Source organism: Streptomyces sp. NPDC051963 (assembly GCF_044593495.1).
In the GTDB taxonomy this organism is placed as follows: Bacteria; Actinomycetota; Actinomycetes; order Streptomycetales; family Streptomycetaceae; genus Streptomyces.
Map to the genome: position 1 here is coordinate 820,112 of NZ_JBIUCC010000002.1, position 22,246 is coordinate 842,357.

Consider the following 22,246-nt stretch of genomic DNA (forward strand, 5'->3'; position numbering starts at 1 on the left):
CACATGGGGCACTGGCTTGAGCGCAACGTCATCGAACCGGGCAAGCTCCCCCTGCTCCTGGCCCTGCTCGCCTTCGTCGTGACCTTTCTGCTCACCCGGCTCATCACGCGAATGATCCGCGCGGGCAAGGGCCCCTTCGGCAATGTCCAGGCCGGCGGCGTACACATCCATCACGTCGTCCCCGGGATCGTCCTCACCGTCATCGGCGGCTTCGGTGCGGTCGCCGGGGGTGACCGCGGCTTCGGCTCGGCCCTCGCCGCCGTGGTCTTCGGCATCGGGGCGGGCCTGGTCCTCGACGAGTTCGCCCTGATCCTCCATCTCGACGACGTCTACTGGACGGAAGCGGGCCGCAAGAGCGTGGAGGTCGTGGTGCTGACCGCCGCCCTCGTCGGCCTGGTCCTGGTCGGCTACACCCCGTTCGGCGTGAACGACCTCAGCGACGACGAACTCCAGGACCGCGGCACCGTCATCACCACCGTCCTCACGAACTTCGCCTTCTCCCTCCTCGCCCTCAGCAAGGGCAAGGCCCGCACCGCGCTCTTCGGCGTGATCATCCCGATCATCGCCGTGGTGGGCAGCATCCGGCTGGCCCGCCCGGGCTCCCCGTGGGCCAAGCGCCTCTACCGCCGCCGCCCCCGCGCCCGCGCCAGATCCCTGCGCCGCGCCTACCGCCACGACCGCCGCTGGGCGGGCCCCAGCCGCAGGCTTCAGGACTTGATCGGCGGCAAACCCGACCCCGTCGAACCGGTCCGGGCCATCGACCGCCGGTGACGCACCGCCGACACGGCACACAGCACCAGCGCGCCGGCGATCGCCGCCAGATGCTCCTTGCCGGCCAGGTTGTCCTTCACCAGCACCTCGATCACCATCGCCAGAATCACCGCCCCCGCGGTGACATACGCCCGGTAGCGCCAGCCGAGGAACACGGCGAGCCCCACCACGGCCGCCGACGGCCCGGTGTCCACGACATACGCGTCCGCGGCGGGCAGCCCCAGCGGTCCGCCCGGGCCCAGCGCGATCCCCACGCGCGCGTACAGCGTCCCGGCGAGCGTGGCGGCGTAGGCGATGGCGAGCGTCCGCCACCACCCCAGGCAGATCTCGGCGATCCCGAACACCAGCAGGATCTGGAGAAGGGCTCCCCACACCGGCAGGTCCAGAGCGGGTACGAACAGGGACAGCGGGGTACGCAGCAGAGCCGCCCACAGGGGATCCTCGGCCCGCACGGCGCCCACGTCCTGGACGAAGCCGTACCCCCAGGACTGGTTGTGCACCACGTGCAGCAGCGCCGTAAGGCACACGGCGCCGGTCGCCATGGGGATCGCCCGCCGGCGCCGCTCGGCGACCGCGCCGCGCACGGTGACATACAGCAGTCCCCATTCGGCGCGGGCCCAGCGGGCGGGCGTACTCATCTCTGCGACCTCATCTATGCGTCTGAAGGTGCCTGCGGTGCAGCCACTTCGGCAGTCCCGGTGCCTCCAGGAACCCTTCCGCGCGGGCCGCGGAGATGCCGATGCGGGGCAGGTCCGCGCTCTTCTCGAAGAGCAGGAACCTCGGTTCCCAGATGGGCCGGTACTTGGCGTTGGCGCGGTACAGCGACTCGATCTGCCACCAGCGCGAGAAGAAGCTGAGGAGCGACCGCCACAGCCTCAGCACCGGTCCGGCACCGAGGCGTCCGCCACGTTCGAAGACCGAGCGGAACATCGCGAAGTTGAGTGAGACCTGGGTGATCTGGATCTCCTGGGCGCGCTGGAGGAGATCGATCACCATGAACTCCATCAGACCGTTGTCGGCGTCGCGGTCCCGCCGCATCAGGTCGAGCGAGAGGCCGTGCGGCCCCCAGGGCACGAAGGAGAGCAGCGCCTTCAACTCGCCCTCGCCATCGGCGCATTCGAGCATCACGCACTGTCCGTCGTCCGGATCCCCGAGCCGCCCCAGCGCCATGCTGAACCCCCGCTCGGTGGCCCCGTCCCGCCAGTCGTCCGCCCGCTTCAGCAGGTACGTCATCTCGTCGGCCGGAATGTCCTCGTGCCGCCGGATGCGCACGACGTACCCCGCGCGCTTCACCCGGTTGTACGCCTGCCGCACGGTCCGCATGGCCCGCCCCTCCAGCGTGAACTCGGCGACCTCCACCACGGCCTCGTCACCGAGCTCCAGCGCGTCCAGCCCGTGCCGTGCGTACACGGTCCCCGCCTCCTCGCCCGCCCCCATCACGGCCGGAATCCAACCGTGCGCACGCGCCTGGGCCAGCCAGGGATCGATGGCACCGGGCCACGCCTCCGGGTCGCCGACCGGATCGCCGGACGCCAGCGCGACACCGCCCACGACCCGGTACACCACACCCGCCTTGCCGGTCGGCGACCACACGACGCTCTTCTCCCGGCGCAGCGCGAAGTACCCGAGCGAGTCGCGGTCGCCGTGCCGCTCCAGCAGCGCCCGCAGCCGCCGTTCGTCGTCCTCGGTGAGCGGGTCGACGGCGCGCGTGGAGCGGAAGGCGGCGTAGAAGACGGCGAGGACGAGCAGCGTGCTCAGTACGTTGATGGCGACGTTGACCCAGTTGGGGCTGGTGATCCCGGGGAACCGGTCGTCGTCGGCGACGACCGAGACGAGCCGCAGCGTTCCGTACCACCAGCGCTCGGTGAACGTCGAACGGTGCTCGTCGTGCGCCTGATTGGTCACCGTCACCAACAGCGCCGCCAGCAGCGAGCAGACCAGCAGTCCGCCCACCGCGACGGCGGCGGCGAGCTTCGGGTTGGAGCGGTCGCCCTTGGCGTAGAACTCCCGCCGCCCGACGAGAAGCGATGCCACGAAGGCGGCGGTGAGGGCCAGGGAGACCCAGTTCTGCGCATAGCGCCGGATCTCCGGGAAGAACATGACGAAGGCGAGCAGCAGCAGGAACAGCCCGCTGAGCACGAGGTTCAGAATCCACGCGGCCCGCTTGCGCCGGCGCATGGTGATCGCCAGGAACACCGTGAACACACCGGAGGCGAAACCGGCGGTCAGCAGATACGGCGTGAAGTAGTCCTCCTGGTTGTGCCGCCGCAGGTCCTGCCCCAGGGAGACCCACACGGCACTGAGGAAGTTGACGAACGCGACGACCCGCAAGTACCAGACGGCAAAGGCAGCGGCCCGCCGCGAGGCCGCCGCCCCGTGCCCCTGGTCCGGTCCGGACTTCACATCAGCGCGGGCGTCTCCCATAGGGAGGGATGATATGGGGCAAATTTAACGATTACGGCTCACTGCTCGTCCGCGGTCTTCTCAGCCTCTTCGGCCTCTTCGGGTTCCTCGGCCTGCTCCGGCAACTCCGCCGCCAACGCGGCAGCCGCCTGCACCAGCGGCAGCGCAAGCAGCGCCCCGGCGCCTTCGCCCACCTTCACGCCCTGGTCGAGCAACGGCTCAAGGGCCATCCGGTCGAGCGCCTTCGCCTGTCCCGGCTCCCCGCTGCTGTGCGCGGCCAGCCACCAGTCCGGCGCCCGGAAAGCGATCCGCTGGCCCACCAGCGCACAGGCCGCCGCCACCACCCCGTCCAGGATGACCGGCATCTTCCGCACCGCGCTCTGCAACAGAAACCCGGTCATGGCGGCCAGATCGGCGCCGCCCACCGTCGCCAGCAACTGCAACTGATCCCCGAGAACGGGCCGGGCCCGCCGCAACGCGTCCCGGATCGCGGCGCACTTGCGCATCCACGCCAGGTCGTCGATGGCCAGCCCACCGCGCCCGGTGACGACCGACGCATCGGTCCCGCACAGCGCGGCGACCAGCACGCCCGCCGCCGTGGTGCCGCCCACGCTCACATCGCCGAGCACCACCAGATCCGTACCGGAGTCGGCCTCTTCGTCGGCCACCGCGACCCCGGCCCGGAAGGCGGCCTCGGCTTCCTCCGCCGTCAGGGCGTCCTCGACGTCGATGCGTCCACTGCCCCGCCGTACCCGATGCCGTACGACCTCGTCGGGCAACGTCTCCGGATCGCAGTCCAGCGCCATGTCCACGACCCGGACGGGAACGCCCAGTTGCCGGGCGAGGACCGAGACCGGCCGGGCGCCCTCCAGGACCTCGCGCACCAGCGCGCCGGCGCTGCCCGCGGGCCGCGCGGAGACGCCCAGTCCGGCGACGCCGTGGTCGCCGGCGAACAGCACCACGCGCGGCCGTTCGACCGGCCGTACCGGCACGGCGCCCTGTGCCGCCGCCAGCCACTCACCCAGGTCGTCGAGGCGGCCCAACGCTCCGGGCGGCACGATCTGACGCTCCCGGCGCGCCTCCGCATCGCGGCGCACCCCGCCGTCGGGGCGCTCGATCAGATCGGTGAAGTCGTCGAGATTAAGCGAGCTCATTCGCCGAACAGTACCGGCCCCCATCGAACAGAACGGCGCCACATCGCCACCACGCGCGCGTGACGTCGTTGCACCCAAGATCGCGATCCCATACGTTCCGTTTTGCAGTGAAATGTCGTACGTCCTCAGGGGAGCCGCCCATGCCACCCGCACGCCGCGACGACTGCCCCTGGTGCGGCTCGAAACGCCTGGACACCCGCACGAGAGCCGTGGACGAGTGCCGTGACTGCGCGCACATGTTCCAGAACCCCCAACGCAGCGCCGAGGACGTGCTGTTGGACCGGCTCTCCGGCAAGCACACCAGGGGCCGTGCTCCGACGCGCCGTCACCACCGGTCCACCGCCCGCGCGATGCTGCGCCTGTGCCCCGAACCGGAGAGCTGGCTGGACGTGGGCACGGGCGAGGCCCGCTTCCCGGAGACGGCGAGGGACCTGTTCCCGTACACGTCCTTCGACGGTCTCGACCCCACCTCCCATGTGGTGCGGGCGCATGCGGCGGAGCGCATCGAAGAGGCCTACGTGGGCAACCTGACCGACCCGGTCGTCAGGACCCTGCTGCGCTCCCGCTACGACGTGGTCAGCCTTCTCCACCACCTCCAGCACACGACCGATCCCCGCGCCGAGCTGCGTGCCGCACTCCTGGTCCTCCGCAGGGGCGGCCACCTCGTGATCGAGGCCCCGAACAGGCAGGCCGCGTTCGGCACCCTCCTGGACCGGCGCTGGGTCCCGCGGACCCATTCCGCCCACTCCCATGTGACGCCCCTGGCCAACCTCCGCACGGAGCTGGAGTCCCAGGGCTGCACGATCGTCTGGAGGGACCGCCGGCGCATCATCGCCCGCAAGCCCTGACCCGCGCCCGGCTCACCCCCGCAGTACGACGGCCTGCCCCGCCACCACCAGCAGAACGTGCTCGCACTCGCCCGCGAACGCCGCGTTCAGCCGCCCCAGTTCATCGCGGTACCGCCGCCCGGAGGCCGTGGCCGGCACGATCCCCGACCCCACCTCGTTCGACACGGCGACAACGGTCCGCCGAGCGCTCCGCACGGCCCCGGTCAACTCCCGCACCCGCTCCCGCAGAGCGCGCTCGCCCCCGTCCGCCCACACCGCGTCGTCCCACGCCCCGACGGAGTCCATCGCATCCGTCAGCCACAAGGACAGACAGTCGATCAGCAACGGCGCACCGTCGGCCTGGAGCAACGGCACCAGGTCGCACGTCTCCGCCGTACGCCAGGACCCGGGCCGGCGCTCCCGATGCGCGGCGACCCGCGCGGCCCACTCGCTGTCCTCGTCCCGCGTGCCGCCCGTCGCGACGTACAGCACATCGGCGAACGCCGCCAGCCGCCGCTCGGCCTCCACCGACTTCCCCGACCGCGCCCCGCCGAGCACCAGCGTCCGCCGCGGTACATCCGGTACGTCCTCGTACACCCCCACGACCAGCGTCGTCCCGTCCGGTACGGCCCGCGCCCCCGCCGCCGTGAGCCGCCGCCGCAGCTCGGCCCCGGGCGGTACCTCATGATCCAGATGTACGGCGACCACATCCGTCGTCGGCCCCACCGCCCCCGCCGCCCGCAGCCGGGCCAACGCGTCCGGCCGCCCCACGACATCGGCGACGACCATGTCGTACACCACGCCGCCCGACTCCTCCAGCCCGGCCGGCGCGCTGCCCGGCGGCACATACAGCAGCCGCTGCCCGTCCGGTCCGGTCACCGCGTACCCCGTACCGCCCGCGTCCATCGCCAGCGCCCGCACCCGATGCCCCGTCAGCAGCGCCAACTCCTGCCCGTCCGGTACCCGCCCGGGCCGCGGCAGCCCCGCCGGCACCTCGACGGCCGGTCCGTCATGCGGATGCGAGAGCAGCACCTGCCGTACCCCAGCGAGCGACCGCCCCGCCCGAGCGGCCGCGAACGCCGCACCGGGCGTCAGGTCGATCAGCAGCGCCCCGTCCACGAGCAACGCGGTCGCGGCCCGCGCGTCCGGCCCGAGCGCGGTCGCACAGACCGCACAGGGACAGTCGGGGCGGGGGAGTCCCGCGGGGGCGCCGGTGCCGAGCAGAGTCACGTCCACAAGTTGATTTTCGCCGTTCACTTGTAGTCACGCGCGACTGGGACGCCCCTTAGGGGCGCGGGGCTGTATCGACGTGCGGCTCCGCTGCGTGGCCGCGACCGGCCCCCACCGGCCCGCAGACAACGAACAACCGCATACCCTGCTGTTTCGGTAACCGCTCAGACACGGGAGGCGCACATGGCCGTATGGACGTGGCGATTCGAGAAGACCGACGGCGCGGAGGTCCAGCCCGCGGTGCAGCCCGAGGAGTTCACCACGCAGGGGGACGCCGAGTCCTGGCTCGGGGAGCACTGGAAGGACCTGCTCGCCGGCGGTGCGGACCAGGTGCGGTTGTTCGAGGACGCCACGGAGATCTACGGCCCGATGAGCCTGGATGCCGCCGAGGCGTAGGACCGTTGGGGCAGGGGGCGACCGCAACGGGCCGCCCCCTCCTCACTGCTCACCCAGCGTCACATCCACCGTCTTCTCGGCGCCGTTGCGCGAGAACGTCACCGTGGTCTTGTCACCCGGCTTCTCCGCGGCCAGCGCCTCGGTCAGCGAGGTGATGGTGGTGATGTCGGTGTCGCCGAGCTCGGTGATGATGTCCCCGGGCGCCAGGCCCGCCTTGTCGGCCGCCCCGCCCTTCGTGACCTCGACGACGGCGACCCCGGTGGCCTGGTAGTCGTCGTCGAGGACCGTACGGCCGGTGATGCCGAGCGCGGCCCGGCCCGAGTCCGTCACCCTGCCGTCCTTGATGATCTGGTCGGCGATGGTCTTCACCATCGACGCGGGGATCGCGAACCCGATGCCGGGTGCCGCGCTGTCCCCGACGTTGGGGTCGGTGGCGGCGAGCGTCGGGATACCGATGACCTGGCTGTCGAGGTTCACCAGGGCGCCGCCGCTGTTGCCGGGGTTGATGGCGGCCGACGTCTGCACCATGTTCGCGATGGTCGCGCCCGTACCGCCGCCGGTCCGGCCCTCGCTGACGGTCCGTCCGGTCGCCGAGACGATGCCCTGTGTCACGCTCGACGACAGTCCGAGCGGCGAGCCCATGGCGAGGACGATCTGCCCGACCTCGACCTTCGAGGAGTCCCCGAACTTCGCGGCCTTGAGCCCGTCCGGTACGTCGTCGAGCTTGATGACGGCGAGATCCTGCTGCGGATACGCGTAGACGAGCGTGGCGGTGAGCACGTCCTCGCTGTTGGCGGTCGTCACCCGGAACGTCTTCTCGTCCCCGACGACATGCGCGTTGGTGACGATGTGGCCCTGGCCGTCGTACACCACCCCGGAGCCCAGGTCGGACGTGGCCTGGATCTGCACCACCGACGGCAGGACGTCCTTGATCACCTTCGTGTAGTCGTCCTGGAGGTCGCTGTCCACCGCCGGCACGGCCGCCTGCGTGGTGGTCGAGCCGTCCTTCTTCGATCCCGAGGACTCCGAGGATCCGGAGCCCGAACAGCCGGAGACGATCGCGAGGGAGCAGGCGAGTACGGCGACGAGCGTGACGAGCCGCGGGGCACGGATACGGGAGGCGTCCATGCCCCGAGTCTCTCGTCGGGGTGAATGCCCGGCCCCCGCTGTTGACCCGAACGGGCTTCAGCCACGCACCCCGCACAGATGCAGCAGCGCCGCGACGCGCCGATACGGATCCGTCCGCCCGGCCCGCTCCTCCGCGGCCAGCAGCGCGTCGATCTCGCCGGGTATCTCCGCCCCGTCCGCCGCCGTGTCCGTGAAGACCCGCACGCCGTACCAGGTGTTCAGCGGAGCCCCGATCCCGGCCAGCGTCCCGGTCAGCGCGTCCAGCCGGTCCGCACGCACATCGAGTCCGAGCCGGTTCCGGTAGGACACCGTGTCGAAGGCGCCCAGCGCGCCCGTCCAGTCCCCGGACAGGCCCGGCCGCATCGCGAGCGCGTCCGCGTTGCGCACCAGCAGCGACAGCAGACCGCCCTGGGCGAGCATCCGGGCCAGCCCCGCCAGCAGCGGGTCGGGCTCGTCGACGTACATGAGCACGCCATGACACAACACAACGTCGAAGCTGCCCGGCAGAAAGTGCACGCCGGTGTCGCGGCCGTCGCCCTGGACGATCCGCATCCGCTCCCGGATCCCCTCCGGCTCGGCGGACAGGGCCTCTCTCGCCACGGAGATCATCTTCGGATCCTGCTCGACACCGGTCACCTGGTGTCCGGCCCGGGCCAGCCGCAGCGCCTGCGTGCCCTGGCCCATCCCCACGTCGAGCACCCGCAGCCGCTGCCCGACCGGGAACCGGCCGGCTATCTGCTCGTCGAGCTGGCGGGCCACCAGCTCCTGGCGTACGACGTCACGGAGCCCGCCGAGCTTGCTCAGCCAGGCTTCCGCCGCGCCCCCCGAGAACGAATGCGTGCCGGTCAGGGCCGCTCTCCGCGCTTGACCTGCGGCTTCGGCAGCCGGAGCCGGCGCATCTGCAGGGAACGCATCAGCGCGTAGGCGACGGCGCCGCGCTTGTTCTCGTCCGGGAAGCGCTCGGCCAGCCGCTTCTTCAGCCGGACCGCGGTCATGACCGAGTCGAGCACGATCAGGACGATCACGACGAGCCACAGCAGCAGCGCGATGTTCTGCAAGGAGGCCACCCGCACCATGCTCAGCACGAGGATGACCACGGCCATCGGCAGGAAGAACTCGGCGATGTTGAATCGCGAGTCGATGAAGTCCCGCGCGAACTTGCGGATCGGCCCCTTGTCACGCGCGGGCAGATAGCGCTCGTCGCCGCCGGCCAGCGCCTGGCGCTGCTTGTCCATGGCGGCACGACGCTCCTCGCGCTGACGCTTGGAGGCGTCCTTGCGGGTCATCGACGTATTGGCGACGCTGCGGCGCTGGGACTGGGACTCACTCCGCTTGGGAGTGGGCCTGCCCTTCGGGGCCTGCGGGTCACGGGTCTGAGTGGAGTCGGTCAGCGACGCCTTGTCGGCGAGCGCGGCCTTCTCTTCCTTGGCACGGCTACGGAACACAAAACCCAAGGGTACGGGGTCCGGGGCATGGACCCCAGCCCCGCGGGGAACGATCCCGCAACACCAGTCGTCGTACTGGGGCAGAGGGGACGTTGCTCTTAAGGGGTCACCTACTCCCTACGCCGGAGCGAGGCCTTACGCAGTCGTCCTTGGGGATGAGCGCATCCATCCCCGAACAGTGCGGTAATGGATGCAGGGCCCGTACTGTGGGTTCTGTCGCAGCAGCTGGAGCTGGAGTCCGTCAGAAGGGGGCGCGCGAAGCCCATGAGCGGTGTCATGAAGCGTATGGGGATGATCTTCCGCGCGAAGGCGAACAAGGCCCTTGACCGGGCCGAGGACCCGCGCGAAACCCTCGATTACTCGTACCAGAAGCAGCTTGAGCTGCTTCAGAAGGTGCGCCGTGGAGTCGCCGACGTGGCGACCTCGCGCAAGCGCCTGGAGCTCCAGCTCAATCAGCTCCAGCAGCAGTCCACCAAGCTGGAGGACCAGGGTCGCAAAGCGCTCGCCCTGGGCCGTGAGGACCTGGCGCGCGAGGCGCTGTCCCGCCGCGCCGCCCTCCAGCAGCAGGTGACGGATCTGGAGACGCAGCACGCGACGCTCCAGGGCGAGGAGGAGAAGCTCACCCTCGCGGCGCAGCGCCTCCAGGCCAAGGTCGACGCCTTCCGTACGAAGAAGGAGACCATCAAGGCCACCTACACCGCCGCCCAGGCGCAGACCCGCATCGGAGAGGCCTTCTCCGGCATCTCCGAGGAGATGGGCGACGTCGGCATGGCCATCCAGCGTGCCGAGGACAAGACCGCGCAGCTCCAGGCCCGGGCCGGCGCCATCGACGAGCTCCTCGCCTCCGGCGCCCTGGACGACCAGTCCGGTATGCACAAGGACGACATCCAGGCCGAGCTGGATCGCCTCTCCGGTGGTACTGATGTAGAGCTGGAGCTTCAGCGCATGAAGGCCGAGCTGGCGGGCGGCTCCTCGTCGCAGCAGGCGATCGAGGGCGGCAAGGACCAGTCGCAGTCCCAGCAGCAGCCACAGGACACCCCGCGCTTCGACAAGCAGTAATCGCCATACGGAGGGCGACATGATCGTACGGATCATGGGGGAGGGGCAGGTGAAGCTGGCCGACAGCCACTTCGCCGAGCTGAACAAGCTGGACGACGAACTCCTCGAGGAAATGGAGAGCGGCGACGGCCCGGGCTTCCGAGCCACTCTCCACGCCCTGCTCCACAAGGTCCGCGAACTGGGCGAGCCCCTGCCGGACGACTCACTGGAGCCGTCGGAGCTGATCCTTCCGTCGCCGGACGCGACGCTGGAGGAGGTCCGGGAGATGCTGAGCGACGACGGGCTGATTCCGGGCTGAAGCGGGGGTCTGGGGGCCACAGCCCCCAGGACGTACTGTTGACGACCGTGAGCAGCATCAACGGCGCCAGACAGTGGCTGAAGTCGCATCCGCTGGCGCTCGACGGGGCACTCGCGGCCACCGTGTTCGTCTGCATGGTGGCCGGCTCCTTCGTGGACCCGCACGGCGTGGACCCGCACGTGAACGACGGCGTCTCCTGGGGCGTGCGCACCCCCGACGCCCGCAGCCTCGTCCTCATGACGCTCGGCGCCGCGGCCCTGGTCTTCCGTCGCCGCGTCCCCATGACGGTCCTCGCCCTCACCGGCGCCCTCTCGGTCGTCGAGAGCCTCACCGGCGACCCGCGCGCCCCCGTGGCCATGTCCGCGGTCATCGCGCTCTACACCGTCGCCGCCAGCACCGACCGGCACACCACCTGGCGCGTCGGGCTGCTCACCATGACCGTGCTGACCGGCGCCGCGATGCTCGCCGGCCCGCTTCCCTGGTACGCCCAGGAGAACCTCGCCATCTTCGCCTGGACCGGCATCGGCGCCACCGCGGGCGACGCGGTCCGCAGCCGTCGTGCCGTCGTGCACGCCATCCGGGAGCGCGCCGAGAAGGCCGAGCGCACCCGTGAGGAGGAGGCCCGCCGCCGGGTCGCCGAGGAACGCCTGCGGATCGCCCGCGATCTGCATGATGTGGTCGCCCACCACATCGCCCTGGTCAACGTCCAGGCCGGAGTCGCCGCCCATGTCATGGACAAGCGGCCCGACCAGGCCAAGGAGGCGCTCGCCCACGTACGGGAGGCCAGCCGCTCCGCGCTCAACGAACTGCGCGCCACCGTCGGCCTGTTGCGTCAGTCCGACGACCCCGAGGCGCCGACCGAACCCGCACCCGGCCTGGTCCGCCTCGACGAACTCGTCGGCACCTTCCGCAGCGCCGGACTGCATGTCGAGGTCGCCCGCACCGACCAGGGCATCAGCCTGCCCGCCGCCGTGGACCTGGCCGCCTACCGCGTCATCCAGGAAGCCCTCACCAATGTGCAGAAGCACGCCGGCATCGAGGCCAAGGCCGAGGTCAGCGTCGTACGCGTGGGACCCAACGTCGAGATCACGGTGCTCGACAACGGTGCCGGTCAGGACGACACCCCCGAGGCGGGCGGCGGACACGGACTGATCGGCATGCGGGAGCGGGTCACCGCCCTGCGCGGCACCCTCACCACCGGTCCCCGGTACGGCGGCGGTTTCCGCGTGCATGCGATCCTGCCGGTCAAGACCCGCACCAGCCCAGCGAAGGACTCCGTATGACCATCCGTGTCCTGCTCGCCGACGACCAGGCGCTGCTGCGCAGCGCCTTTCGTGTGCTCGTCGACTCCGAGCCAGACATGGAGGTGGTCGGCGAGGCGTCCGACGGGGCGGAGGCGGTACGCCTGACCAAGGAAGAGCGCGCGGACGTCGTCCTGATGGACATCCGTATGCCGGGTACGGACGGTCTCGCGGCCACCCGCATGATCAGCGCCGACCCGAGCCTCGCCCATGTCCGGGTGGTGATACTGACGACCTTCGAGGTCGACGACTACGTGGTGCAGTCGCTGCGCGCGGGCGCCTCCGGCTTCCTCGGCAAGGGCTCCGAACCCGAGGAACTCCTGAGCGCGATCCGGATCGCGGCCGGCGGTGAGGCACTGCTGTCCCCGGCCGCCACCAAGGGCCTGATCGCCCGCTTCCTCGCCCAGGGCGACGCGGCGGACGACGACCGCGACCCCGCCCGCGCCGAACGCCTCGACGCGCTCACCGGGCGGGAGCGGGAGGTGCTGGTCCAGGTCGCCGGCGGCCACTCCAACGACGAGATCGCCGAACGCCTCGAAGTCAGCCCGCTGACCGTGAAGACGCACGTCAACCGGGCCATGGCCAAGCTCGGCGCCCGGGACCGGGCACAGCTCGTGGTGATCGCGTACGAGTCGGGACTGGTCCGTCCAAGGGTGGACTGAGCTCCACCCGGTCGTACTGCGGCCGGAGTATGCGAGAGATAAGGAACTGGACCCAGGGGCGACGGATCACGGTCCGTGGATGGCTCAGTGTGTACGGGAGGGCGCTCACATGTGCCCTTTCCTCCGCTCGGCCACAGAAGAGAGACGCTGACCCATGTCCTGGCTGTCGAGATTCAGCCTCGCGCAACGGGCCCTCATAGGGCTGATGTCGATCATTGCGCTCGCCTTCGGGGCGATCGCGATTCCACAGCTCAAGCAGCAGCTGCTGCCCTCCATCGAACTTCCCATGGTGTCCGTGCTCGCCCCGTACCAGGGCGCGTCCCCGGACGTGGTCGAGAAGCAGGTCGTCGAACCCATCGAGGACTCCCTCGAGGGCGTCGACGCCATCACCGGCGTCACCTCCACGGCCAGTGAGGGCAACGCCCTGATCATGGCCTCCTTCGAGTACGGCAACGACACCAAGCAGCTCGTCGCCGATGTCCAGCAGGCCGTCAACCGCGCCCGCGTCCAGCTCCCGGACGACGTGGACCCGCAGGTCGTGGCCGGCTCCACGGACGACATCCCGACCGTCGTCCTCGCCGTCACCTCCGACCGGGACCAGCAGGCCCTCGCCGACCAGCTCGACCGGACCGTCGTGCCGGACCTGAAGGACATCGACGGCGTCGGCCAGGTCACCGTCGACGGCGTACGCGACCTCCAGGTCACCGTCACCCCGGACCAGGCGAAGCTCGCGAAGGCGGGCCTGAGTTCGCCGGCCCTGTCCCAGGCGCTCCAGGCGGGCGGCGCGACCGTCCCGGCCGGTTCCTTCGACGAGGACGGCAACAACCGCACCGTCCAGGTCGGCGGCGGCTTCACGTCCCTGAAGCAGATCCAGGACCTGATGGTCACCGGCGAGGCCGGCGGCGATCCGGTGCGCCTCGCCGATGTGGCGACCGTCGAGCAGGAGCAGGCCGGCGCCGACTCCATCACCCGCACCGACGGCAAGCCCAGCCTCGCCGTGAGCGTCACCATGGACCAGGACGGCAGCGCGGTCGCGATCTCGCACGCCGTCGAGGACAAACTCGCGGACATGCGCAAGGACTTGGGCACCGGCTCCACCATCACGGTCGTCAGCGACCAGGGCCCGGCGGTCTCGAAGTCCATCTCCGGTCTGACCACCGAGGGCGGACTCGGTCTGCTCTTCGCCGTACTCGTCATCCTGGTGTTCCTCGCGTCGATCCGCTCGACGCTGGTGACCGCGGTCTCCATCCCGCTGTCGGTGGTGCTGGCCCTGATCGTCCTGTGGACCAGGGACCTCTCCCTCAACATGCTGACGCTCGGCGCGCTCACCATCGCCATCGGCCGTGTCGTCGACGACTCGATCGTGGTCCTGGAGAACATCAAGCGGCACCTCGGCTACGGCGAGGAGCGCGAGGAGGCCATCCTCAAGGCGGTCCGTGAGGTCGCGGGCGCGGTCACCGCCTCGACCCTCACCACCGTCGCCGTCTTCCTCCCGATCGGCCTGACCGGCGGCATGGTGGGCGAGCTGTTCGGCTCGTTCAGCCTGACGGTGACGGCGGCCCTGCTGGCGTCGCTCCTGGTGTCGCTGACGGTCGTCCCCGTCCTGTCGTACTGGTTCCTGCGCGCCCCCAAGGGCACCCCGGAGAACGCCGAAGAGGCCCGCCGCCAGGCGGAGGAGAAGGAGGCCAAGAGCCGCCTCCAGCGCATCTACGTCCCCGTTCTGCGCTTCGCGACCCGTCGCCGCCTCACCAGTGTGGTGCTCGCGATCGTGATCCTCATCGGTACGTTCGGCATGGCGCCGCTGCTGAAGACCAACTTCTTCGACCAGGGCGAGCAGGAAGTCCTCACCGTCAAGCAGGAGTTGAAGCCCGGCACCAGTCTGGCGGCGACCGACGAGCAGGCGAAGAAGGTCGAGAAGCTGCTCGGCTCCGTCGACGGCGTGAAGGACTACCAGGTCACCGTCGGCTCGTCCGGCTTCCTGGCGGCCTTCGGCGGCGGTACGGACACCAACCAGGCGTCGTACCAGGTGATGCTGGAGGACTCGGCGTCGTACGACGACGTACAGACCCGTATCGAGGACGGCCTCAAGAAGCTCTCCGGTATCGGTACGACGACCATCGCGGCCGGTGACGGCTTCGGCAGCCAGGACCTGAGCGTCGTAGTGAAGGCGGCCGACGCCGGTGTCCTGCGCGAGGCCGCGGAGGAGGTCCGCAAGACGGTCGCCGGTCTCGACGACGTCACCGACGTGACCAGCGACCTGGCGCAGAGCGTGCCGCGCATCTCGGTCCGGGCCAACGACAAGGCTGCCGCGGCGGGCTTCAACGACACGACCCTCGGGGCGGCCGTCGCCGAGGCGGTCAAGGGCACCACCGCCGCCAAGGCGACCCTGGACGACACCGAGCGTGACGTCGTCATCAAGTCCGCGAAGCCGGCCGAGACGCTGGCCGAACTGAAGGCGCTGCGCCTCGGCCCGGTGAAGCTGTCCGACATCGCGACGGTCCGGATGGTCGACGGACCGGTGTCGATGACCCGCATCGACGGTCAGCGCGCGGCCACCATCACGGCCAGGCCGACCGGCGACAACACGGGTGCGGTCAGCACGGACCTCCAGTCCGAGATCAACGGACTGGACCTCCCGGAGGGCGCCACGGCCTCGATCGGCGGTGTCTCCGAGAACCAGGACGACGCGTTCGCCAACCTGGGCCTGGCGATGCTGGCTGCGATCGCCATCGTCTTCATGCTGCTGGTGGCGACGTTCCGCTCGCTGGTCCAGCCGCTGATCCTGCTGGTCTCCATACCCTTCGCGGCAACGGGCGCCATCGGCCTCCTGATCGCGACGGGCACCCCGATGGGCGTCCCCGCGATGATCGGCATGCTGATGCTGATCGGCATCGTGGTGACGAACGCGATCGTGCTGATCGACCTCATCAACCAGTACCGCAGAGAGGGCTACGGCGTCGTGGAGGCGGTCGTCGAGGGTGGCCGCCACCGTCTGCGCCCGATCCTCATGACGGCGCTCGCGACCATCTTCGCCCTGCTCCCGATGGCCCTGGGCGTCACCGGCGAGGGCGGCTTCATCGCCCAGCCGCTGGCGGTGGTGGTGATCGGCGGCCTGATCACGTCCACGCTGCTGACCCTGCTCCTGGTCCCCACGCTCTACGCGATGCTGGAGCTCCGCAAGGAGCGCCGGGCGAAGAAGCGCGCGGCGAAGAGGCAGGCGAAGCTGCCCTCGAAGCCGACGTCGGCTTCCGAGGAGCCGGAGCCCGCGGGCGTATGACGGCCGGGTGACGGCCTGATCCACGGCGGCCCGGTACCGAACCTTCGGGGTTCGGTACCGGGCCGCCGCCGTTTGTCGTTACGTATCCTGTGGCCCGAACTGCTTTACGGGGGGAAGGGGATTCGGGCGTGCCGCTGCACAAGGACGACCCGAGATCGGTCGGCGGATACAAGCTGGTCGACCGGCTCGGGGCCGGGGGCATGGGGATCGTCTACTGGGGCCGCTCGCGCTCGGGCCGTGACGTCGCCGTCAAGGTGGTGCACGCCCAGTACGCCGAGGACCCGGTCTTCCGCACCCGCTTCCGCCAGGAGATCGAGGCCGTCCGCAAGGTGAGCGGCGCCTTCACCGCACCGGTGGTGGACGCCGACGCGGAGGCCGTACGGCCCTGGATGGCAACGCAGTACGTCCCCGGCAGCTCCCTCGCCCAGCGCATACGCGACCAGGGCGCACTCCGCGGCACCGAGTTGCGGCGACTCGCCCTGGGCCTTGTCGAGGCACTGCGGGACATCCACCGCGCGGGCGTCGTACACCGCGACCTCAAGCCCGCCAACGTCCTGATGGCCGAGGACGGCCCCCGCGTCATCGACTTCGGCATCTCCCGCGCGGTCGAGAACCACGCCACCCTCACCGAGACCGGCCAGATGATCGGCACCCCGCCCTTCATGTCCCCCGAGCAACTCACCGACGCCCGCACGGTCGGCCCCGCGTCGGACGTCTTCTCCCTCGGCGCGCTTCTGGTGTACGCGGTCACGGGGCGGGGTCCGTTCGACGCGGACAGCCCCTACTTGACGGCGTATCGGGTGGTGCATGACGCCCCCGTACTGGAGGGGATCGCTCAGCCGCTCCTGGGGGTCCTCGAACGCTGCCTGGCGAAGAACGCCGCGGACAGGCCCGAACTGGACGTACTGGCCGCGGAGTTCGCGAAGGTGTTGCCCGCAGCGACGGCGGAGGACTCGCCCACGGTGACGCTGCGTGCGGACGAGGTCGCGGTGGTGGCGATTCGCTCCGCGCCGCCCATCGGGGACCCCGGCGGGCGGCGCGGCCGTATCCGCCGGCTGTGGGCCACGACCGGCGTGGTGGGCGCTCTCGCGCTCGGCCTGACGGGGTACCTGCTGTTCGGGCCCGGACGCGGGGACGACAGTACCCGGGCGGGGGCGGGCTCCTCCACGTCCTCACGGTGGGAGACGCCGCCGACCGGCTGGAAACCCTGGCAGACGACGGTGTACGCCGCCGCCGCGCACGGAGTGAAGAAGGGCAGCGGCGTCACCGGCGTCGGGGCACAGGGCGACCCGAAGTGCAAGGTGTACGAGGGTGACGTCTACTGCGCGGGCGACGGGACCCTGCCCGTGCGCCTCGACGGGCTCACCGGACGGATCGCCTGGCGTGCCGCTGTGCTGCCGCCCGGCACGGGCAAGGGGTCGTACGCCTTCTCCGTCCTCGGTGTCGCGGACGACGCCGTGCTGGTCGAGCAGGAGTACCAACCCGAGAACTCGGGCGACTTCGTGACCTCGGTCGCCGCCTTCGACTCGGGGACCGGAGAGCGGCTCTGGCATCGCACGGTGAACCCCGAGTCCGTCCGTCCGTACTTCTCCGGCGACCTCGTGATCGCTCCGGACAACAACGGACGTTCGATCACCGCCCGTTCGCCGCGTACCGGCGCCGGGCGCTGGACGGCACCGCTGCCGGCGGGGCTGTACTGCGGCTTGGCGGACACCGATGGGGACCTCTACCTCCAGTGCGTCCCGGGCATCACGGCCTCCGAGGACATGGTGCTCCATCGGCTGGACCGGGCCGACGGCTCGGCGCGGCGCCTGACGGTGCCCAATCGCGGAACCCTCGCGGGGACGTTCGACGGCCGCCTGCTCTTCGTCGACCCGCTCGATGACGAGGAGGCGACCGTGGCCACCGACGACGAGGGGCCGTTCTCCCGGATCCGCCGGGTGGATCCGGACACCGGTGACGAGAGTTCGACGAAACTGGCGGAGGAATGCGAGGGCAATGTGACGCTGGGGGGCGGCACGCTGTGGTTCGCCACCTCCTCCGGTCAGGTGACCGCCGTGTCGGCCCGGACGGGCAGGCGGCTGTGGCAGACCCCGACGAGTCTGGAACAGCCGAGCAGCGTCACATACGACGCGAGCGCCGGCGTGATCTACCTGTCCAGCGCCAGCGGCCGGGTCGCCGCCCTCGACACGAAGAAGGGCACGCTGCTGTGGGAGACCCTGCCGCGTGCCGAGCGGGTGACCAATCGGGGCTGGGCGCTGTCCGAGGTGCTGCTCCACAAGGGCGCCCTCGTCGTCTCCACCCCGGACGGCGACATCTTCACCCTCGACCCCGCCCACCCCGACCGGAAACCCGTCTCGGGGTGAGCGTGCGTCACGCCGGGCCTACGGCAGCGCCAGCATCCGTTCCAGGGCCAGTTTCGCGAACGCTTCCGTCTCCTTGTCGACCTCGATGCGGTTGACCAGGTTGCCCTCGGCGAGGGACTCCAGGGTCCAGACGAGGTGGGGGAGGTCGATGCGGTTCATGGTCGAGCAGAAGCAGACCGTCTTGTCGAGGAAGACGATCTCCTTGCCCTCGGGTGCGAAACGGTTCGCCAGCCGGCGGACCAGGTTGAGCTCCGTGCCGATGGCCCACTTGGAGCCGGCCGGCGCCGCTTCCAGGGCCTTGATGATGTACTCCGTCGAGCCGACGTAGTCCGCCGCGGCGACGACCTCGTGCTTGCACTCGGGGTGGACGAGGACGTTCACGCCGGGGATGCGTTCACGGACGTCGTTCACGGAGTCCAGCGAGAAGCGACCGTGCACCGAGCAGTGACCGCGCCACAGGATCATCTTCGCGGCGCGCAGCTGGTCGGCGGTCAGACCGCCGTTCGGCTTGTGCGGGTTGTAGACGACGCAGTCGTCCAGCGTCATCCCCAGGTCCCGCACCGCGGTGTTGCGGCCGAGGTGCTGGTCGGGCAGGAAGAGCACCTTTGTCGTCGAGGGCTCCCCCTGCTCGAAGGCCCACTCCAGGGCCCGCTGGGCGTTCGAGGACGTGCAGATCGTGCCACCGTGCTTGCCCGTGAACGCCTTGATGTCCGCGGACGAGTTCATGTACGAGACGGGCACGACCTGCTCGGCTATCCCGGCCTCGGTCAGCACGTCCCAGCACTCGGCGACCTGCTCGGCCGTCGCCATGTCGGCCATCGAGCAGCCGGCGGCGAGGTCGGGCAGGACGACCTTCTGGTCGTCGGAGGTCAGGATGTCCGCCGACTCCGCCATGAAGTGCACACCGCAGAACACGATGTACTCGGCCTCCGGACGCGCGGCGGCGTCCCGGGCCAGCTTGAAGGAGTCCCCCGTGACATCGGCGAACTGGATGACCTCGTCGCGCTGGTAGTGGTGGCCGAGCACGAAGACCTTGTCCCCGAGCTTCGCCTTGGCCGCACGGGCACGCTCCACCAGGTCCGGGTCGGACGGCGAGGGCAGGTCGCCGGGGCACTCGACGCCGCGCTCGCTCCTCGGGTCGGCCTCGCGGCCGAGGAGCAGCAGGGCGAGGGGCGTCGGCTGTACGTCGAGCTCCTGGGTCTGGGCGGTGGTCACGACACGCACCCTTTCTGTTCTGCGGCTCGCCGACCCGGGGGCCGGGGCGGCGGGACATGCGGGACATCCTGCACCGGCGAGAAGAAGACTTCTCGTCGATTTGACGTTATCTATCATAACCGCTTCACGTCAGTTTGACGATGGCCATCATGTCGATGTGACGTGAATCCCGACACCTGGATGTCGGACCGCGTTGTCGTGCTGTCCGTGGTGCCGTCCGTGCTGGTGCCAGTGCTGCTGTCCGTGCTGCTGTCCACAGGTCGCTGTGCGCTTCCGGGCGCATGTGCGAGCATGAAGGGACAAGCCAAGGGAATGTCACGGGCGTGCCCGGAATGAATCCGCGGCCACGCCGGTTGAAACCGTCGGCAAGCAGTCTCCGTACTACCCGGGAGAGATGTAGATGTCCGTATCGGACGAGACCAGCACCGTCACCGACGGCATCATCCTGTCCGAAGCCGCAGCGGCGAAGGTCAAGGCCCTGCTCGACCAGGAAGGCCGAGAGGATCTGGCCCTGCGTGTCGCCGTTCAGCCGGGTGGCTGCTCCGGCCTGCGCTACCAGCTCTTCTTCGACGAGCGTTCCCTCGACGGGGACGTCGTCAAGGAGTTCGGCGGCGTCAAGGTCGTCACCGACCGCATGAGCGCCCCGTACCTGGGCGGTGCCTCCATCGACTTCGTGGACTCCATCGAGAAGCAGGGCTTCACGATCGACAACCCGAACGCGACGGGCTCCTGCGCCTGCGGCGACTCCTTCAGCTGAGCCCCAGAGAACGATGTGAAGGCGGCGGCCCCCTCCGACGGGGCCGCCGCCTTCACGCCTGTGTGGGGTGAATCACCGGGTGCCGGTCGGCGCCGGCAGCCGTGCCCCCGTCTTCTCCAGCGGGACCGCCTTGCCGTCCGACCCGACGACCTTCCGGTCACCCAGCGGCTCGTCCAGCTGGACGGTCTGGTAGTACTCCTTGGCGATCAGGATGCAGACCTTGTCCGGCCAGGGCGTCTCGGTCACCTTGACCGTCACCGTGTCGCCGTCCTCGGCCGCCGTGGCCTCGTAGCCGGCGCAGACCCCGCCGGTGAAGGCGACGGTCAGCTCGTTGCCCTCGGCCGTGTAGCCCTCGACCGTCACGTCACGGGTGGCCGGCGCGGACGTCGGCTCGTCGCCGGGTGAGGTCGGCAGGGTGCTGGGCTGCCCGCTCGGCGCGGAAGTCGTCGGCGAGGCGAGGAACTTCGGGTCGACCGCCGGATGCGTCACCGTGAAGGTGTCCTCGGCGCCCGGCGCCCGAACCTCGTACAGCCAGGACGGCACCAGGGCCGGCTGCCCGCCCACGGTGTGCGAGGCCAGTCCGAACACCGCCTTCTCGACGGTGATCGTCTGCTCCTGCGGAGTGCCGGCCGACGATCCGCACGGCGCCTCCAGCCGGTCCTTCAGCGGTACGGGACTCGCGCAGCCGCCGATGCCCATACGGTGGTCGGCCGCCGGAGCCGTGTTCATCAGGCCCAGCGTCTTCTCGGCGCTCAGGACGGGATACGTGTCCCCTTTCACCGGCGCCTTCAACTGGCCGCTGCCGCCCACGACTTCACCCTGTTGGCTGATCGTCAGCCCGGTCGTCCAGCCGTACGTCGGCAGCTCGCCGACCGCCGGATCGGCGTTCACCACCCGCTGGGCGCCGATGACCTGGCTCGTGTCGAGCTTGGCGTCGTCCTGTCCGACCGCCTTCAGGATCGGCGCGGCCGCCTCCTTCGCGGCCTCGGCGCTCACCGGGTCGTCGGCCGGATTGGCGGGATCCTTGGAGCAGACGGTGGTGCTCTCACAGGCGTCCGTCCCCGGCGCGTACCGGTGGAACGTCCACGTACCCGGCGCCGCCTTGCTCACCTGGAGACTCGGCCCCGCCGCGTCCTGCGCCCCGACCTTCCAGGCCTGTCCCTCGGCCACCGGCTTTCCGTCCACCCCGAGCGCGGCGGCCAGCTCGGCCACCTCGTCCTCGGTGACCTCGCCCTTCGCTCCGTACACGGGCGCGGAATCAGGACCGTCCGGCAGCTCGCCCGCGGCCCGGTACGTCACCCCGTTCGGGTCGGGCTCGCCCGGCGCGATGCCTGCGGCGCCCTCGGAGTACCCGTCGAGCGCGAGCGGCGGGGGAGTGCCGTCGCCGCCGGGGGCCCCGGACGTCGTACCACCACCGTCGGAACCACCGGACGCGGTGGCGGCGAAGTACGCCCCGCCACCGCCCACGAGCAGCACGGCGGCGGCGACGGAGGCAATGGCAACAGGCGAACGCCGCCGAGCAGCGGGCCGCACGCCATCGCCGTCCTTGGCGGCGACCAGGTGGATGTCGGAGGTGTCGTCGTCGGGGGTCTCCGTGCCGGGGGGAGTTACATCGGGCTCGTCGGAGCCGGGCGCTTCCGCGCTGACGGGTGTGACAGCGGGTCCGTCGGCGTCGACGTCGGCGGCTTCCGTGTCAGGCGTCTCGGCGCCGGAGCCGTCACCTTTCGCCAAGGTGCCCTTGTCCTCCTGGACCCCCTCGCCCTTCCCGGCGATGTCATCGGCGTCCCGAGTCGTGCCGCTGTTCTCGGCGGCACCGGTCTCGGCGGCGTCGTCGTTGTCGGGTCGCTCGGTGTTCACCGCATCGCTCCTTCTGCTGCACGCTGTCCCTTTTGACCCGGCCCTGCCAATATCGGATACAGCCAGATACAGCCGGACTCCGCCAGATACAGGCGGCCGC

At 70.4% G+C, this 22,246-nt stretch carries 18 protein-coding genes and 1 pseudogene; 10 read left to right on the forward strand and 9 right to left on the reverse strand.

The window, feature by feature from the left end; translation table 11 throughout:
- Positions 1-3 precede the first annotated feature (3 nt).
- On the forward strand, positions 4-771 hold the full coding sequence (locus tag ACIHFB_RS10120; RefSeq protein WP_400126300.1) for a hypothetical protein: 768 nt from the start codon (positions 4-6) through the stop codon (positions 769-771).
- On the opposite strand, the gene ACIHFB_RS10125 is transcribed toward ACIHFB_RS10120, so the two are convergent.
- Genes ACIHFB_RS10125 through cobT form a run of 3 tightly spaced genes read right to left on the reverse strand, consistent with a single transcriptional unit; the run spans position 708 to position 4,328 of the window.
- Positions 708-1,409 carry a hypothetical protein gene (locus ACIHFB_RS10125; RefSeq protein WP_400126302.1) on the reverse strand — a complete coding sequence of 234 codons (702 nt, stop codon included), beginning with the start codon at positions 1,407-1,409 and terminating at the stop codon, positions 708-710. The genes ACIHFB_RS10120 and ACIHFB_RS10125 overlap by 64 nt on opposite strands.
- A gap of 10 nt (positions 1,410-1,419) precedes the next feature.
- A complete protein-coding gene (locus ACIHFB_RS10130; RefSeq protein WP_365277232.1) occupies positions 1,420-3,195 on the reverse strand; it encodes a phosphatidylglycerol lysyltransferase domain-containing protein in 1,776 nt (591 codons plus the stop codon).
- Between the two features lie 38 nt (positions 3,196-3,233).
- Positions 3,234-4,328, reverse strand: a complete 1,095-nt coding sequence (cobT, locus tag ACIHFB_RS10135; RefSeq protein ID WP_400126303.1) for a nicotinate-nucleotide--dimethylbenzimidazole phosphoribosyltransferase — start codon at positions 4,326-4,328, stop codon at positions 3,234-3,236.
- A gap of 140 nt (positions 4,329-4,468) precedes the next feature.
- On the opposite strand from cobT, the gene ACIHFB_RS10140 reads away from it, so the two are divergent.
- Complete coding sequence (locus ACIHFB_RS10140) at positions 4,469-5,176, forward strand: class I SAM-dependent methyltransferase (RefSeq protein ID WP_365277238.1); 708 nt, start codon at positions 4,469-4,471, stop codon at positions 5,174-5,176.
- 12 nt (positions 5,177-5,188) lie between these two features.
- Here ACIHFB_RS10140 and ACIHFB_RS10145 read toward each other — a convergent pair whose 3' ends face one another.
- Positions 5,189-6,391 (reverse strand): bifunctional adenosylcobinamide kinase/adenosylcobinamide-phosphate guanylyltransferase, encoded by a 1,203-nt coding sequence (locus tag ACIHFB_RS10145; RefSeq protein ID WP_400126305.1) that lies wholly within the window; start codon positions 6,389-6,391, stop codon positions 5,189-5,191.
- 177 nt (positions 6,392-6,568) lie between these two features.
- On the opposite strand from ACIHFB_RS10145, the gene ACIHFB_RS10150 reads away from it, so the two are divergent.
- Positions 6,569-6,781: a hypothetical protein gene (locus ACIHFB_RS10150; protein WP_365277244.1), complete on the forward strand. Its 213-nt coding sequence runs from the start codon at positions 6,569-6,571 to the stop codon at positions 6,779-6,781.
- A 42-nt stretch (positions 6,782-6,823) separates the two neighbouring features.
- On the opposite strand, the gene ACIHFB_RS10155 is transcribed toward ACIHFB_RS10150, so the two are convergent.
- The 3 genes and pseudogenes from ACIHFB_RS10155 to ACIHFB_RS10165 all read right to left on the reverse strand — a co-directional run bounded on the left by ACIHFB_RS10155 (position 6,824) and on the right by ACIHFB_RS10165 (position 9,392).
- The gene (locus tag ACIHFB_RS10155; protein WP_400126307.1) at positions 6,824-7,909 is read right to left on the reverse strand and encodes a S1C family serine protease; all 1,086 of its coding nucleotides are present in this window, start codon (positions 7,907-7,909) and stop codon (positions 6,824-6,826) included.
- Between the two features lie 57 nt (positions 7,910-7,966).
- Positions 7,967-8,668 carry a methyltransferase domain-containing protein gene (locus ACIHFB_RS10160; RefSeq protein WP_365277250.1) on the reverse strand — a complete coding sequence of 234 codons (702 nt, stop codon included), beginning with the start codon at positions 8,666-8,668 and terminating at the stop codon, positions 7,967-7,969.
- Between the two features lie 86 nt (positions 8,669-8,754).
- A pseudogene (locus ACIHFB_RS10165) lies at positions 8,755-9,392 on the reverse strand (DUF3043 domain-containing protein).
- A gap of 226 nt (positions 9,393-9,618) precedes the next feature.
- On the opposite strand from ACIHFB_RS10165, the gene ACIHFB_RS10170 reads away from it, so the two are divergent.
- The 6 genes from ACIHFB_RS10170 (at position 9,619) to ACIHFB_RS10195 (ending at position 18,317) form a co-directional block, all read left to right on the forward strand.
- Positions 9,619-10,413, forward strand: a complete 795-nt coding sequence (locus ACIHFB_RS10170) for a PspA/IM30 family protein (RefSeq protein ID WP_400126309.1) — start codon at positions 9,619-9,621, stop codon at positions 10,411-10,413.
- 19 nt (positions 10,414-10,432) lie between these two features.
- Positions 10,433-10,711 carry a hypothetical protein gene (locus ACIHFB_RS10175; protein WP_365277256.1) on the forward strand — a complete coding sequence of 93 codons (279 nt, stop codon included), beginning with the start codon at positions 10,433-10,435 and terminating at the stop codon, positions 10,709-10,711.
- 47 nt (positions 10,712-10,758) lie between these two features.
- Complete coding sequence (locus ACIHFB_RS10180) at positions 10,759-11,994, forward strand: sensor histidine kinase (protein WP_365277258.1); 1,236 nt, start codon at positions 10,759-10,761, stop codon at positions 11,992-11,994.
- On the forward strand, positions 11,991-12,674 hold the full coding sequence (locus ACIHFB_RS10185) for a response regulator transcription factor (protein ID WP_365277261.1): 684 nt from the start codon (positions 11,991-11,993) through the stop codon (positions 12,672-12,674). Before ACIHFB_RS10180 ends, ACIHFB_RS10185 begins: the two co-directional genes overlap by 4 nt.
- Positions 12,675-12,828: 154 nt before the next feature.
- A complete protein-coding gene (locus ACIHFB_RS10190; protein WP_400126312.1) occupies positions 12,829-15,951 on the forward strand; it encodes an efflux RND transporter permease subunit in 3,123 nt (1,040 codons plus the stop codon).
- A 128-nt stretch (positions 15,952-16,079) separates the two neighbouring features.
- Positions 16,080-18,317, forward strand: coding sequence for a PQQ-binding-like beta-propeller repeat protein (locus tag ACIHFB_RS10195; RefSeq protein ID WP_400126314.1), 2,238 nt, complete (start codon positions 16,080-16,082; stop codon positions 18,315-18,317).
- 18 nt (positions 18,318-18,335) lie between these two features.
- Here the strand turns inward: ACIHFB_RS10195 and nadA are convergent, their stop codons facing one another.
- The gene (gene nadA / locus ACIHFB_RS10200) at positions 18,336-19,532 is read right to left on the reverse strand and encodes a quinolinate synthase NadA (protein ID WP_365277268.1); all 1,197 of its coding nucleotides are present in this window, start codon (positions 19,530-19,532) and stop codon (positions 18,336-18,338) included.
- 400 nt (positions 19,533-19,932) lie between these two features.
- Between nadA and ACIHFB_RS10205 the strand changes: the two genes are divergently transcribed.
- Complete coding sequence (locus tag ACIHFB_RS10205) at positions 19,933-20,289, forward strand: iron-sulfur cluster assembly accessory protein (RefSeq protein WP_365277271.1); 357 nt, start codon at positions 19,933-19,935, stop codon at positions 20,287-20,289.
- Positions 20,290-20,361: 72 nt separating this feature from the next.
- On the opposite strand, the gene ACIHFB_RS10210 is transcribed toward ACIHFB_RS10205, so the two are convergent.
- Positions 20,362-22,146, reverse strand: a complete 1,785-nt coding sequence (locus tag ACIHFB_RS10210) for a hypothetical protein (protein WP_400126316.1) — start codon at positions 22,144-22,146, stop codon at positions 20,362-20,364.
- Positions 22,147-22,246 lie beyond the last annotated feature (100 nt).

Bases quoted from the DNA above. Each gene is read 5' to 3' on its own strand.
- ACIHFB_RS10140 (WP_365277238.1), top strand. From the start codon at position 4,469: ATGCCACCCGCACGCCGCGACGACTGCCCCTGGTGCGGCTCGAAACGC.
- ACIHFB_RS10185 (WP_365277261.1), top strand. From the start codon at position 11,991: ATGACCATCCGTGTCCTGCTCGCCGACGACCAGGCGCTGCTGCGCAGC.
- ACIHFB_RS10125 (WP_400126302.1), bottom strand. From the start codon at position 1,409: ATGAGTACGCCCGCCCGCTGGGCCCGCGCCGAATGGGGACTGCTGTAT.
- ACIHFB_RS10150 (WP_365277244.1), top strand. From the start codon at position 6,569: ATGGCCGTATGGACGTGGCGATTCGAGAAGACCGACGGCGCGGAGGTC.
- ACIHFB_RS10175 (WP_365277256.1), top strand. From the start codon at position 10,433: ATGATCGTACGGATCATGGGGGAGGGGCAGGTGAAGCTGGCCGACAGC.
- cobT (WP_400126303.1), bottom strand. From the start codon at position 4,328: ATGAGCTCGCTTAATCTCGACGACTTCACCGATCTGATCGAGCGCCCC.
- ACIHFB_RS10120 (WP_400126300.1), top strand. From the start codon at position 4: ATGGGGCACTGGCTTGAGCGCAACGTCATCGAACCGGGCAAGCTCCCC.
- ACIHFB_RS10170 (WP_400126309.1), top strand. From the start codon at position 9,619: ATGAGCGGTGTCATGAAGCGTATGGGGATGATCTTCCGCGCGAAGGCG.
- ACIHFB_RS10155 (WP_400126307.1), bottom strand. From the start codon at position 7,909: ATGGACGCCTCCCGTATCCGTGCCCCGCGGCTCGTCACGCTCGTCGCC.
- ACIHFB_RS10205 (WP_365277271.1), top strand. From the start codon at position 19,933: ATGTCCGTATCGGACGAGACCAGCACCGTCACCGACGGCATCATCCTG.
- ACIHFB_RS10130 (WP_365277232.1), bottom strand. From the start codon at position 3,195: ATGGGAGACGCCCGCGCTGATGTGAAGTCCGGACCGGACCAGGGGCAC.
- ACIHFB_RS10190 (WP_400126312.1), top strand. From the start codon at position 12,829: ATGTCCTGGCTGTCGAGATTCAGCCTCGCGCAACGGGCCCTCATAGGG.